Below are 13,077 nucleotides of genomic sequence, written 5' to 3'. Positions count from 1 at the left end.
GGCGCCCCCGGCGGGGGGGGGGGGGGGGCGGGCCCGCCGGCCCCGCCGTCCCGCGCGTCTGCATTTCCGGGCCGTTCTCCGGCGCCGCCCCGCCCTTCGGTGGCAGTCTGCTCACCATCAGACACGCAGAGAGACAGAACAGAAGAAGGCGGAGGTGCCGTTCACGTGGCGTCCAATGTCAATCCCACCGTCCGACGCCGCCGACTGGGCATGGAGTTGCGCAAGCTCCGCGAGGACAAGGGCATGACGGCCGAGCAGGTCGCCGAACGCCTGCTCGTCTCCCAGTCGAAAATCAGCAGGCTGGAGAACGGCCGCCGTTCCATCAGCCAGCGCGACGTCCGCGACCTGTGCGACGTGTACGAGGTCGAGGACCGCCGGCTCGTCGACTCCCTCATGCAGATGGCCAAGGACTCCCGCCAGCAGGGCTGGTGGCACGCCTTCGGCGACATCCCGTACAGCGTCTACATCGGCCTCGAAACCGATGCGGCGAGCCTGCGCACCTACGAACCCCAGATGGTGCCCGGCCTGCTCCAGACCCCGGAGTACGCCCAGGCCCTCATCCGCGGCGCGCTGCCCGAGACCGCCCCGGCCGATGTCGAGAAGCGCGTGCAAGTGCGCATGCACCGGCAGAAACGGCTCTCCGAAACGGACAACAACAATCCGGACGTCGGGCCGTTGCGGCTGTGGGCGGTCATCGACGAGGCCGCGCTGCGCCGCCACGTGGGGGACCCGCAGCTGATGATCAAACAGCTCGAGTACTTGATAGAGCAGTCCGAGCAGCCGTACATCACCGTGCAGGTGATGCCGTTCTCGATGGGCGCCCATCCGGGCGTGAACGGTCAGTACGCGATCCTGGAGTTCCCGGACGCATCGGACTCGACCGTGGTCTACATCGAGGGCGTGACGAGCGATTTGTACCTGGAGAAGGCCAACGACGTTCAGAAGTACAGCGTGATGTACGAGCACCTGCGCGCGCAGGCCCTCAACGTGGAGCAGACGCGTCAGTTCATCGCCGAGATCATCGGGCAGTACGCGGGCGCCGGGAGGTAGGAGCGGGGAAGCGGGAACCGGGAAGCGGGAAGCAGGTAAAAGGGGAGAAAACCGGGCAGGTGGCGAGGGGGGTCGGTACGGTACACCGTCACTCCCCGGCCACAGAAGTCCTGAATGGAATATGCCACTCGGTCGGGTGAATGACCCCTTCACCCGTCGAGAGGTGCCGGTAGCGTCGATCACGTCGGTCAGGGAAGCGAAATGGCCGACACCTCACTGGCACAACTCGCTGAACCGGAGAGAATCATGGCTATTCGTCAGGGCGCCACGGACAACTGGATCAAGTCCTCCTACTCCGGCGGAAACGGCGCTTGCGTCGAGGTCAAGTCCCCCGTCGTGGAGGCCATCGCGGTCCGCGACTCGAAGGTTCAGGACGGCCCGTCCCTCACCTTCGCGCCGGGTTCCTGGACCTCGTTCGTCGCCGACGTCACCGAGGGCCGGCTGGGACGCCTGGTCTGAACGTCACGGCGTACGGCCCCGCTGATCCCTCCTCTGCATCACACGAAACGACCGGATTACCCGCACCACCCGCACCTCTGACTGAAGCCCTCTCGACTGGCCCGCCGTCCCGGCCGAGGGGGCTCGGTCATGTCCGGATCCGGACCCGGATTCCGCCCCAGTCCCCGCCCCGCCCCGCCCCCGCCCCGCCCCCGCCTAGCGGAGCTCCCCCACGTACCGGTCCGTCCCCGGCACCGTCGGGATGAAGGGCGCCACCAGCTCCACCCGCCCCAGCCCCGCCTCCGCCACCTCGGCGTCCAGGCCCTGGAACCGGTCCCAGCAGGTGCGCGGATCGGCCTCCAGGAACCACAGCAGCGTCAGCCGGGTGTCGACCCCCTCGACCTGCTTGACGTACGTCATCCGGTCACCGGGCAGCGGGGTCGGCCGGAAGACCGTGACCATCGCCGCGGGCGAGCCGTGCAGCCGCTTGGGCAGGGCGCGCGAGCGCAGCCATTCCAGCAGCTCCGCCCGCTGTTCGGGGCCGTCGGCATCGACGACCTGGAGGACCAGGCCGGCGTACGGATGGTCGAGGGCGTGGAAGTCCCGGGGGCCCGCGGCCCCGTCGCGGTAGACCGTGGCCTCGTGGTCCTGGAAGGCCGTGAAGACGTGGGTGCGGTCCTGGTAGACGCGGCCGTCCCGGTTCAGCCGCTTGTTGATGCCGACCGTCCACTTCATGTGCTCGTCGTAGCGGCCCTCGGTGACCCAGTACGTGGAGATGTAGCACCCGGCGGTGACCGGCTGGGCCACCGCCGATTTCTCCGGGTAGCGCAGCTGCTGCAGCTCGCGGGTGGCGACCCAGCGGCGGCCCGCGTACATCCAGGGCATGGCCATGGCGCCGGCGTAGTAGTGGTCGTCCTCGTACCAGCGGTTGTACGCGTACTCGTGGCCCGGGTGCGGCTCCACCATGGTGATCAGGGCGTGGCCGGGGCGGACCCCGTACGGGCCCACCGCCGCCAGGCCGGCGTAGTCCCCGGCCCGGGTGTCCTCGCGGTGCTCGTGTGTCGTCATGCCCAAGGGTCTAGCTGATGCAACGTCAGATGACGAGTCCTCGCGGGATGTTCCACACCCTGACATACAAGTGCCGTCTACACGCTTCAGCGCCTGGGATGCGCGCACCCGCCTCCCCGAAGGAGCACCGTGCCCGTCACCGCCACCCTCCCCCCGCCCGCGTTCGCCGCCCGCGCCACCGCCGTCGCCGGGTCGCCGATCCGCGAGATCCTCGCCCTCACCGCGCGCCCCGGCGTGATCTCCTTCGCCGGCGGTCTGCCCGCGCCCGAGCTCTTCGACGCCGAGGGCCTGCGGGCCGCGTACGACGCCGCGTTCGCGGCATCGGCCGCCCGGGCGCTGCAGTACTCGACCACCGAGGGCGCGCCGGAGCTGCGCGAGGCGGTGGCCGCGCGGGCAGGCGCCCGGGGACTGGTGACCGGCGCGGACGACGTACTGATCACCACCGGGTCCCAGCAGGCCCTCGCGCTGATCACCGCGACGCCCGTCGAACCGGGCGATGCCGTCCTCGTCGAGAACCCCACCTACCTGGCGGCGCTCCAGTGCTTCGGGCAGGCGGGGGCCCGGGTGATACCCGTCCCCTGCGACGGGGCGGGCATCCTGCCCGACGCGCTGGACGAGATCGTGGCGCGGGAGCGGCCGAGACTCCTCTACTCGGTGCCCGCGTTCCAGAACCCCACGGGACGCACCCTGCCGGGCGCCCGGCGGGCGGCGGTGGCCGAGATCGCGGCAAGGCGCGGGCTGCGGCTCGTGGAGGACGACCCGTACGGGGGACTCCGGTACGAGGGGACGGAGGTCCCGTGGCTCGCGGCGCACCCGGGGGCGCGGGACCGTACGGCGCGCGCCGCAGCGCGGCGGGCGCGCGGAGCCGGCCCAGTCGCAGCCCCGGGGCCATGACCTTGGAGAAGCTCCCGCGCAGCGTGTGGGCCCGCCTTCCGGAGGGCTGGGACGCGACGGCCCTGCTGACCGCGGCGGTCTTCCGCGACGTGGCGTACGTCCCCGGAGCCCCGTTCCACACGGGCCGCCCGGACCCCCGCACCCTGCGCCCGTCCTTCACCACCCACACCCCGGTCGAGATCACGGAGGGCCTGACCCGCCTGGCCGGAGCGGTGGAGGCCCATTCCCCGGCGTCCCCGTAGCGGGGCCGACCTCACCGCCGACCGCACCCGAGCCCGCCCGAGACGGCCCCGATCCGCCCCCTTCCCTCCTCGGCGCCCCGCCCGTAATCTGACGCACCGTCATGTACAGGGCTCGGCGCCGGGAGGCACGCGCATGCTGCTGCAAGGGAAGACCGTCATCGTCTCCGGCGTCGGGGCCGGGCTGGGTCACCAGGTCGCCGCCGCCGTCGTACGGGACGGCGGGAACGCCGTGCTCGGGGCGCGGACCGAGGCCAATCTCGCCAAGTCCGCCGCCGAGATCGACCCCGACGGCCGGCACACCGCGTACCTGCCCACCGACATCGGCGACGAGGCCCGGTGCGCGGCCCTCGCCGCCCTCGCGCGGGAGCGGTTCGGCGGTATCGACGCCGTCGTGCACGTCGCCGCCTGGGACTCGTACTTCGGCGGGCTCGAAGACGCCGACTTCGGCACCTGGCAGCAGATCCTCGACGTGAACCTGCTGGGCACGCTGCGGATGACCCGGGCCTGCCTGCCCGGGCTCAAGGAGCGCGGCGGATCCGTCGTCATCATCGGCACGCAGTCCGCCGTCGCCGCGCCCAACGAGGTGCAGCAGGCCGCCTACGCCGCCTCCAAGGGCGCCCTGACCTCCGCCATGTACTCCATGGCCCGCGAGCTCGGCCCGCACCGGATCCGGGTCAACACCGTGCTACCCGGGTGGATGTGGGGGCCGCCCGTGCAGGCGTTCGTCACCTTCACCGCGCACACCGAAGGGGTTCCCGAGGCCGAGGTGCACCAGCGGCTGACCGACCGGATGGCGCTGCCCGACCTGGCCACCGACGGGGACGTCGCCGACGCCGCCGTGTTCCTCGCCTCCGACCGGGCACGGGCGATAACCGGCCAGTCCCTGCTGGTCAACGCCGGTGAGCTGATGAGATGACGGATCCGAGCCTCCTCGGCGGCCTGGCGTCGGATCGTATGCTCACCGCATGACTCCGACCGACAACGCGATGCGCAGGGCGCTCCGGCGGGCCCGCGACGGCGTCGCGCTCGACGCGACCGAGGCGGCCGTACTCCTCCAGGCACGCGGCGCGGACCTCGAAGACCTCGCCGCCTCCGCCGCCCGGGTCCGCGACGCCGGCCTCGCGGCCGCCGGGCGGCCCGGCGTCATCACGTACTCGAAGAGCGTGTTCATCCCGCTGACCCGCCTGTGCCGCGACAAATGCCACTACTGCACCTTCGCGACCGTCCCCGGCAAGCTCCGCCGGTCCGGCCACGGGATGTTCATGTCCCCCGACGAGGTGCTCGACATCGCCCGCCGCGGCGCCGCACTCGGCTGCAAGGAAGCGCTCATCACCCTCGGGGACAAGCCCGAGGAGCGCTGGCCCGAGGCGCGCGAGTGGCTGGAGGCGGCGGGCTACAGCGACACGATCTCCTATGTGCGGGCCGTCTCGATCCTCATCCTGGAGGAGACCGGACTCCTCCCCCACCTGAACCCCGGTGTGATGTCGTGGGCCGACTTCCAGCGGCTCAAGCCCGTCGCCCCCTCGATGGGGATGATGCTGGAGACCACGGCCACGCGCCTGTGGTCCGAGCCCGGCGGCCCGCACTTCGGCTCCCCCGACAAGGAGCCGGCCGTACGCCTGCGGGTGCTGGAGGACGCCGGACGGTCCTCCGTGCCCTTCACCTCCGGGCTGCTGATCGGGATCGGCGAGACGTACGAGGAGCGCGCGGAGTCGCTGTTCGCGCTGCGCCGGGTCTCGCGCTCGTACCACGGCGTGCAGGAGCTGATCATCCAGAACTTCCGCGCCAAGCCGGACACGGCGATGCGCGGCATGCCCGACGCCGAGCTGGACGACCTCGTCGCCACGGTGGCCGTCGCCCGGCACATCATGGGCCCCTCCGGCTGCCTGCAGGCGCCGCCCAACCTGGTCGACGGGGAGTACGCGCGCCTGATCGGCGCCGGCATCGACGACTGGGGCGGCGTCTCGCCGCTGACCCCCGACCACGTGAACCCCGAGCGGCCGTGGCCGCAGATCGACGTACTGGCCGAGCAGTCCGCGGCGGCCGGCTTCGAGCTGCGCGAGCGGCTCTGTGTGTACCCGGAGTTCGTGCAGCGCGGCGAGCCGTGGCTGGACCCGCGGCTGCTGCCGCACGTACGGGCCCTGGCCGATCCGCACACGGGCCTGGCGAACCCGGACGCCGAGGTCGTCGGCCGTCCCTGGCAGGAGCCGGAGGAGGGGTTCGGCTCGTACGGGCGCACCGACCTGCACGCCGCCATCGACACCGAGGGCCGGACCTCCGACCGGCGCGAGGACTTCGACCACGTCTACGGGGACTGGGAGGCGCTGCGCGAGGCGGCCGCCCCCGGCATGGTCCCCGAGCGCATCGACACCGACGTACGGGCGGCGCTCGCGCAGGCCGCCGACGATCCGACGAAGCTCACCGACGAGCAGGCCCTCGCCCTGCTGCACGCGGACGGGCCCGCACTGGACGCCCTGTGCCGGATCGCGGACGACCTGCGCAAGTCGGTGGTGGGCGACGACGTCACGTACATCGTCACGCGGAACATCAACTTCACGAACGTCTGCTACACCGGCTGCCGCTTCTGCGCGTTCGCGCAGCGCCGCACGGACGCCGACGCGTACACGCTGTCGCTGGACCAGGTCGCCGACCGGGCCGCCCAGGCCTGGGACGTGGGCGCGGTCGAGGTGTGCATGCAGGGCGGCATCCACCCGGACCTGCCGGGGACCGCGTACTTCGACATCGCGCGCGCGGTGAAGAAGCGGGTGCCGGGCATGCACGTGCACGCGTTCTCGCCGATGGAGGTCGTCAACGGGGCCACGCGGACGGGCATGTCCGTACGGGAGTGGCTGACGGCCGCCAAGGAGGCCGGGCTGGACTCCATCCCGGGCACGGCAGCGGAGATCCTGGACGACGAGGTCCGCTGGGTGCTGACCAAGGGCAAGCTGCCGACGGCGGACTGGATCGACGTCATCACGACGGCGCACGAGCTGGGGATCCGCTCCTCGTCGACCATGATGTACGGGCACGTGGACCAGCCGCGGCACTGGCTGGGGCACTTCCGCACGCTGGCCCGGATCCAGGAGCGGACGGGCGGCTTCACGGAGTTCGTGACGCTGCCGTTCATCCACACGAACGCGCCGGTGTACCTGGCGGGCATCGCCCGGCCCGGCCCGACGGTCCGCGACAACCGCGCGGTGACGGCGATGGCCAGGATCCTGCTGCACCCGCACATCACCAACATCCAGACGAGCTGGGTGAAGCTGGGTGCGGAGGGCGCGGCCGAGATGCTGCGCTCGGGGGCCAACGACCTCGGCGGGACGCTGATGGAGGAGACCATCTCCCGGATGGCGGGGTCGGGTTACGGCTCGTACAAGTCCGTACGGGACCTCGTCGCGGTCGCGGAGGCGGCGGGCCGGCCCGCGAAGGCCCGTACGACGCTGTACGGGGAGGTTCCGCAGGAGCGCCAGGACGCGGCCCGCGCCTCGGACGGGCACCTGCCGGAACTGCTGCCCGTGCTGGACTGAGAACGCACGCGAAGGGCCCGGCCGGGGGAGGCTCCCGGCCGGGCCCTTCGTGGTGGCGGCCGGGGATCAGCCGACGAGGAGGTCCTTCTTGAGCTGCTTCAGCTCGCGGGCGTCGAGGCCGAGCCCGTCCTTCAGGTAGCGGTCGAAGGTGCCGTACCGCGCCTTCACCTCGTCGTAGCCGGAGCCCAGGTACTCGGCGCGCACGTCGAGCATCGGCTTGTAGACGGCGGCCTGCGGGGCCGGCAGGTGCGAGAGGATCGCGTCGTTGGCGGCCTTGCGGTAGTCGTTGCTGGCCAGGTAGTCGGCCATGACGGTGTCTCCCGGCACGCCGAGGGCGGTCAGCAGGGAGGCGTTCGCCCAGCCGGTGCGGTCCTTGCCGGCGGTGCAGTGGAAGAGGACGGCACGGTCGCGGTCGCGCTCCATGCCCTCGAAGACCTGGCCGTACGCCTTCTTGCCGCCCTCGCCGCCGACCATCGCCTTCTCGGCGTCGACCATGGCCTTGACGGCCTCGTCCGGGGACTTCGGCAGGGCCTGGAAGGAGCCGGAGCCCGCGAAGACGTCGGCGACGGTGTACTTGGCGCCGGCCGGGACCTTGTCGGGGCCCGCGGTGCGCTCGCTCTCCATGCGGAGGTCGAAGACGTTCTTGACGCGCAGCCGCTGGAGCTTCGCCAGGTCGGCGGCGGTCAGTTTGTCGAGGGCGTCGGAGCGGTAGATCTCGCCCATCTTGACCCACTGGCCGGTGGTGGTGCGGTAGCCGCCCGCGTCGCGGAAGTTGACCGCTCCTTCGAGCTTGACGAGGCGGTCGGCGAGGCGCAGGCCCGCACCGCGGTCGGGGTCGAAGTCGAACCACTGGCGGTCGGCGGCGGGCAGCCCCGACACCACGGCGGTGCCCTGGGCGCCGCCCTTGGCGACGACCTTGCCGTTCGCCTTGATCTCGACCCGCTTGGCGCCCTGGGCCTTCCACTTCAGCGTGAACCGGCCGTCGGCGCCGGCGGTGACGGTGGCCTCGGTGAAGGGTATGGAGGTGCGGCTGTGGTGGTGCCCGGTCCAGGGGAGGTCCCACCCGGTGGAGGCCGGGGCGGCGGTGGCGGCGGGGGCTGCGACCAGGGAAGCGGTGAGCGCGGAGGCGACGACGGTCGCGGCGAGGAGTGCCTTCTTCATGCCCTTGAGGCTGTTGGCCGCCGGAGAACTCTGCATGAACGAGACATGGCCTGAACCGACCGGCTCCAAGGCGAGTGGCAAAACGTGCCACTTGTCGATCAAGGCACGCCACCTGGGTATCTGCCGGTCGTTTCGGGCCGGATGTGAACGAGATGTCGAGGGATCGTGGTACGGATTCCAGCCGTTCTGCACGCGCGTACGGCTTGCTCGACGCCCTCGTTCCGGATTCGATCAGACGTGTCCATTACAGTGCGCGCCAGAACATGCCGGGCGGGGCAGGGGGATCGCGATGGACGACACGACGACCGAAAAGCACTCCACACCGGCGGTTCCCGGCACCGGCCCGCGGCCGGCGGGCCGGGACGAACCCGCGGGCGGGGCCGGGAGCGGGGCCGGGAGCGGAAACGGGCCCGGACACGCGAGCGGCGCCGGTCCCTCAGCCGGGAGCGGCGCCGATGCCGGCGGTACGGCCCGCATCGCGGGCGGGGCCGCCGCCGCGGCCGGGATCGCGGCCCGGGTCGGGCGCGGCCCCGAGGCGGCGGGCGGCCGCGCCCCCGGCGGGACGCTCGGCGGGACTCTCGGCGGGCGGACCCGGGTCACCACCGGGCTCTGGGGCCGGGCCGAACAGCAGGACTTCCGCAGCCGCGTCCGCGGCGCGCTCCTCGGCTCCGCCGTCGGCGACGCCCTCGGCGCCCCCGTGGCCGGGCTCTCCCTCGACGCCATCCGCGAAGCCCACGGCCCGCAGGGCCTGACCGAGCCCGCCGCCGGACCGTACGGCCCGCGCGGCACGGTCACCGCCGCCACCCAGCTCACCCTGTTCACCGTCGACGGGCTGATCCGCGCCCACGTACGCCGGGACACCGGCGCCTGGCACCCGCCCACCGACATCCACCGCGCGTACCTGCGCTGGGCCGCGACCCAGCACGACTGGGGCCCCGACGAGCGCCGCAAGGACAACGGCTGGCTCGCGCAGCAGGAGTGGCTCTACGCCCGCCGCGCCCCCGACCGCGCCTGCCTCACCGGCTTCGCCGACGAGGTCCTCGGCACCCTCGACCGGCCCAAGAACCCGGCCGCCCGCGACGCGGCCGCGGCCGCGCGCTCCGCGCCCTTCGGCCTGCTGGTCGGCTGGGAGCCCGGGCTGGTCCTCCAACTCTCCACCGAGTGTGCGGCGCAGAGCCACGGCCACCCCGCCGCGTACCTCACCGCCGGCGCCCTCGCCGTCATCGTCCACGGCCTGACCCGCGGCGACTCCCTCGACGCGGCCGTCCAGCGCGCCCTCGGCCTGCTCGGCGCCCGCCCCGGCCACCAAGCCGTCACCGACGCCCTCCAGCGCGCCCTCGCGGCCGTCCCGCAGGGCCCGCCGTCGGCGAACGCCGTCACGGCACTCGCCTCCGGCGACGGCCACGGCGGCACCGGCAGCACCGGCAGCACCGGCAGCACCGGCAGCCACGATGCCGAGAACGCCCTCGCCGTGGCCGTCTACTGCGCGCTCGTCGCCGAGGACATCCCGCACGGCCTGCGCCTCGCCGTCAACCACGGCGGGGACTCCGCCTCCGCCGGCGCCCTCTGCGGAGCCCTCCTCGGCGCCCTGCACGGCGAGACCGCCCTCCCGGGCGCCTGGCTCGCCGACCTCGAAGGCCGGGCCACCCTCCTGGAACTCGCCGACGACTTCGCCCTCGAAATGACCCAGGGCCCCTCCCTGCACGGCCCGAAGGTCTCCTCCTCCGGCTGGCAGGCCCGCTATCCCACCGACATCGGCTGACGCCCCCTCAACAATCTGACGCGCAGGCCTTAGCGTGGCCCTTCATCGAAGAGCCACGGAGGTGCCCCAGCCATGCGGATCGCCACGACCATCTTCCTGACGGACCACACCCTCTCCCCCGTCCGCCTCGCGCGCACTCTGGAGGAGCGCGGCTTCGCCGGGCTCTACCTCCCCGAGCACACGCACATCCCCGTCACCCGCGACACCGCCGCGCCCATGGGCGGCGACCTCCCCGAGATGTACGGGCGCACCCTCGACCCCTTCGTCGCCCTCGGCCAGGCCGCCGCAGTGACCGAGCGGCTCACCCTCGGCACCGGCATCACCCTCGTCACCCAGCACGACCCGATCGCCCTCGCGAAGCAGGTCGCCACGCTCGACCACCTCTCCGGCGGCCGCTTCACCCTCGGGATCGGCTACGGCTGGAACGTGGAGGAGGCCGCCGACCACGGCGTCGAGTGGCGCACCCGCCGCGAGCTGGTCCGGGACCGGATGGCCCTGATGCGCGCCCTGTGGGCCCCGGAACCCACCGCGTACGTGGGCCAGTTCTCCTCCGTCCAGGCCAGCGCGGCCCACCCCAAGCCGGTCCTGGCACCGCGCGAACTCGGCCCCGGCCACCTCCTGCACGGCCCCCGCACCCTGATCGGCGGCGCGGCCGGCCCGAAGCTCTTCGCGGCCATCGCCGACCACGCCGACGGCTGGCTCCCCATCGGCGGGGGCGGCCTCACCGAGTCGCTGCCGGTGCTGCGCCAGGTCTGGGAGACCGCGGGCCGCGACCCGAAGAACCTCCAAGTGGTCCCGTACGCGGTCCACCCGAGCCCGGGCAAGCTCTCCCACTACGCGGACCTCGGCATCGAGGAGGTCGTCCTCCAGCTGCCGTCGGCGCAGGAGCCCGACATCCTGCGCGTCCTGGACGACTTCGCGCAGTACCTGTAATTCGTTCGACGCGGGCGCGCGGCCGGCCCGACGATGGCCCCCGAGAGGGGGCTGATCCACATGCCGGGCCAGCAGAAGCGCAAGCGGAGCAGGGAACGTGCCCACCGCCGGGCGGCGGCCGTACGCGGCCACTGGGAACCGCTGTTCTCGACGCAGGTGCACGCGGAGATGAAGGAGTACGTCCGCCGCCTCATCGCCGAGGGCGAGGTCACCGACCCCGAGACCCTCCGGATCGACCAGTTCTGCGGCCGCCTCACCCACCCGACGTCCTACCGGGTGAGCGTCTTCGTCCCGGAAGGTTCCGCGTGAGCTTCCGATGGGAGAGCATCCCGGCCGGCGTCCGCGAACAGGCCGACGGGTACGTCCTCCAGGACCGCCACATGTACGCGGTCCGGGCGGTCTGGGAGGCCGGCCGCGTCTCGGGACTCGGCCTCAGGGAGGCCCAGGAGCTGGTCGGCGCCCGCTACGCGCACTTCGGCGACCGGGTGGCCCGCACACCCGACTCCCCGGTCGACCTCGACTCCCTGGCGGCCCGCGCCGCCGGGTTCCCCGGGCGCGTGGTGGCCGTCGAGGCCGTCTGGGACGGGGACACGGTCCACGACTGGTTCGTGGAGCTGCTGGCCATCACCGACGCCCCGGCCGGGCAGCACCACCTGGCCACCGTCCACCGGGGCACGGCCGCCGCGGTGGCCACCCGCGCCGGCACGGCCCTGGCCGACCACCTGGAAGTCCCCTTCCACTTCCCGAGCCCGGACCACCCGACCTACGAAGCCCCCCGCTGGCGCCCCTGAAGTCGGCGGCACACGCGCGAGCGGCCGCGCTCTCAGTCCGCGATGCGCCGTACGGGCTGCCCCGTGATGCGGGCGATGGTCTCGAAGTCCGCGTCTTGGTGGAGGACGGTCAGTTTGTGGTGCTGCGCGGTAACGGCGACCAACAGGTCGACCGGACTCGCGCACTGGTGGCAGCCCTCGTCTGCCATCCTCTGCTGGAGCGCCGCGGTCTCCTCCCATACGGAGTCGCGTGCCACGACGTACGGGAAGGTCTCCCGGAGCAGGCCATCGGCCTCGTAGTAGGCCGGGCGACCTCCGACGGCACGCAGGAACTCCTGGCGAACCGGTTCGCACAGCCCCACGACTCCCGAGGTGACCACCTCGTCCCATGCGGGGGCCGCCTGCCGACGGTAGAAGCGGATGAGCGCGCTGGTGTCGATGAGGATGCTCTCGCTCACGCAGCCGATCGCCTTCCCGGATCGTCCGCGCCGTCCGCGCCGTCCGCGCCATCGCCGCCTTCGATGCCCTCGATGCCGGAGAAATCGATCTCGCCATCGACGACCATCTGCCGCATCCGCTCCACCGCCGCCGCTCTGCGTCGGCGGTCGGCGATCTCCCGCAGGGCGGCGTTCACGGTGTCCCGCTTGGTCGTGGTGCCGAGGTGCCGGGCGGCTTCCGCCAAGGCCTCGTCGTCCAGGTCGATCACCGTTCGGGTCATCGCGGCCTCCAGGCTGGGCGTATATACGATTCCCAAAAGAGATTTCACCGGCGGCCGAGCTCCGCCCAGACCGTTTTCCCGATCATGCGTTCGGTGACGCCCCAGTCGGCGGCGACGGCATCGACGATCCGCAGCCCGTAGCCACCCTCGGCCTGGTCCGCGTGCGGCCGCAGCGCGGGCCGCCGCTCCCGGCGGGCGTCGGACACCTCGATCCGGAGCACGCCCGCGAAAAGCGTCAGCTTGAGCTCGAAGTCCCGGCCGGCGGCGTGCCCGTGGACGACGGCGTTGGCGGTGAACTCGGCGACGATCCGCTCCGCGTCCTCCGACAGCGGGCTGCGGTGCGGGATCCCCCAGTCGTGCAGCTCGACCATGGCGAGACACCGGGCGAGGCGCGCCCCGCGCCGGGTGCTGCTGAAACGCTGCGTGAACACGCGTACGAGGGTCTGGGCGGGGCCAGAGGGTGCGGTCATGGGAGCAACGTGCCGGGTGAGCGGGGCAGTTCCCAGAAAGTCGA

The 13,077-nt window shown here is 72.6% G+C and carries 13 protein-coding genes and 1 pseudogene; 9 read left to right on the top strand and 5 right to left on the bottom strand.

Annotation, left to right across the window (positions count from 1 at the left end):
- Window positions 1-165: 165 nt before the first annotated feature.
- A complete protein-coding gene (locus ACFXGI_RS35990; RefSeq protein WP_384716354.1) occupies window positions 166-1,050 on the top strand; it encodes a helix-turn-helix domain-containing protein in 885 nt (294 codons plus the stop codon).
- Between the two features lie 246 nt (window positions 1,051-1,296).
- Complete coding sequence (locus tag ACFXGI_RS35985) at window positions 1,297-1,509, top strand: DUF397 domain-containing protein (RefSeq protein WP_030156708.1); 213 nt, start codon at window positions 1,297-1,299, stop codon at window positions 1,507-1,509.
- A 195-nt stretch (window positions 1,510-1,704) separates the two neighbouring features.
- Here ACFXGI_RS35985 and ACFXGI_RS35980 read toward each other — a convergent pair whose 3' ends face one another.
- Window positions 1,705-2,556 (bottom strand): hypothetical protein, encoded by an 852-nt coding sequence (locus ACFXGI_RS35980; RefSeq protein WP_384716351.1) that lies wholly within the window; start codon window positions 2,554-2,556, stop codon window positions 1,705-1,707.
- Between the two features lie 93 nt (window positions 2,557-2,649).
- On the opposite strand from ACFXGI_RS35980, the pseudogene ACFXGI_RS35975 reads away from it, so the two are divergent.
- The 3 genes and pseudogenes from ACFXGI_RS35975 to ACFXGI_RS35965 all read left to right on the top strand — a co-directional run bounded on the left by ACFXGI_RS35975 (window position 2,650) and on the right by ACFXGI_RS35965 (window position 7,219).
- A pseudogene (locus ACFXGI_RS35975) lies at window positions 2,650-3,692 on the top strand (PLP-dependent aminotransferase family protein).
- Window positions 3,693-3,825: 133 nt separating this feature from the next.
- On the top strand, window positions 3,826-4,608 hold the full coding sequence (locus ACFXGI_RS35970; RefSeq protein ID WP_384716348.1) for an SDR family oxidoreductase: 783 nt from the start codon (window positions 3,826-3,828) through the stop codon (window positions 4,606-4,608).
- Between the two features lie 49 nt (window positions 4,609-4,657).
- Window positions 4,658-7,219: a bifunctional FO biosynthesis protein CofGH gene (locus tag ACFXGI_RS35965; protein ID WP_384716344.1), complete on the top strand. Its 2,562-nt coding sequence runs from the start codon at window positions 4,658-4,660 to the stop codon at window positions 7,217-7,219.
- A 66-nt stretch (window positions 7,220-7,285) separates the two neighbouring features.
- Here the strand turns inward: ACFXGI_RS35965 and ACFXGI_RS35960 are convergent, their stop codons facing one another.
- Window positions 7,286-8,416: a tyrosine-protein phosphatase gene (locus tag ACFXGI_RS35960; RefSeq protein ID WP_384716341.1), complete on the bottom strand. Its 1,131-nt coding sequence runs from the start codon at window positions 8,414-8,416 to the stop codon at window positions 7,286-7,288.
- 469 nt (window positions 8,417-8,885) lie between these two features.
- On the opposite strand from ACFXGI_RS35960, the gene ACFXGI_RS35955 reads away from it, so the two are divergent.
- The 4 genes from ACFXGI_RS35955 (at window position 8,886) to ACFXGI_RS35940 (ending at window position 11,866) form a co-directional block, all read left to right on the top strand.
- The gene (locus tag ACFXGI_RS35955) at window positions 8,886-10,142 is read left to right on the top strand and encodes an ADP-ribosylglycohydrolase family protein (protein WP_384716359.1); all 1,257 of its coding nucleotides are present in this window, start codon (window positions 8,886-8,888) and stop codon (window positions 10,140-10,142) included.
- A gap of 72 nt (window positions 10,143-10,214) precedes the next feature.
- Window positions 10,215-11,075 (top strand): TIGR03619 family F420-dependent LLM class oxidoreductase, encoded by an 861-nt coding sequence (locus tag ACFXGI_RS35950; protein WP_384716338.1) that lies wholly within the window; start codon window positions 10,215-10,217, stop codon window positions 11,073-11,075.
- A 60-nt stretch (window positions 11,076-11,135) separates the two neighbouring features.
- Window positions 11,136-11,384 carry a hypothetical protein gene (locus ACFXGI_RS35945; protein ID WP_384716335.1) on the top strand — a complete coding sequence of 83 codons (249 nt, stop codon included), beginning with the start codon at window positions 11,136-11,138 and terminating at the stop codon, window positions 11,382-11,384.
- Window positions 11,381-11,866: a hypothetical protein gene (locus ACFXGI_RS35940; protein WP_384716332.1), complete on the top strand. Its 486-nt coding sequence runs from the start codon at window positions 11,381-11,383 to the stop codon at window positions 11,864-11,866. The genes ACFXGI_RS35945 and ACFXGI_RS35940 overlap by 4 nt, the downstream gene beginning before the upstream one ends.
- A gap of 32 nt (window positions 11,867-11,898) precedes the next feature.
- Here the strand turns inward: ACFXGI_RS35940 and ACFXGI_RS35935 are convergent, their stop codons facing one another.
- Genes ACFXGI_RS35935 through ACFXGI_RS35925 form a run of 3 tightly spaced genes read right to left on the bottom strand, consistent with a single transcriptional unit; the run spans window position 11,899 to window position 13,033 of the window.
- Entirely contained in the window at window positions 11,899-12,303 is a 405-nt protein-coding gene (locus ACFXGI_RS35935; RefSeq protein WP_384716329.1) for a PIN domain nuclease, read from the bottom strand.
- On the bottom strand, window positions 12,300-12,563 hold the full coding sequence (locus ACFXGI_RS35930) for a type II toxin-antitoxin system VapB family antitoxin (RefSeq protein WP_384716326.1): 264 nt from the start codon (window positions 12,561-12,563) through the stop codon (window positions 12,300-12,302). Before ACFXGI_RS35930 ends, ACFXGI_RS35935 begins: the two co-directional genes overlap by 4 nt.
- A gap of 44 nt (window positions 12,564-12,607) precedes the next feature.
- Window positions 12,608-13,033 (bottom strand): ATP-binding protein, encoded by a 426-nt coding sequence (locus ACFXGI_RS35925; protein WP_384716323.1) that lies wholly within the window; start codon window positions 13,031-13,033, stop codon window positions 12,608-12,610.
- Between the last annotated feature and the right edge of the window lie 44 nt (window positions 13,034-13,077).

The organism is Streptomyces sp. NPDC059355, assembly GCF_042752335.1.
In the GTDB taxonomy this organism is placed as follows: domain Bacteria; phylum Actinomycetota; class Actinomycetes; order Streptomycetales; family Streptomycetaceae; genus Streptomyces.
This window is presented reverse-complemented; position numbering and strand designations above follow the sequence as displayed.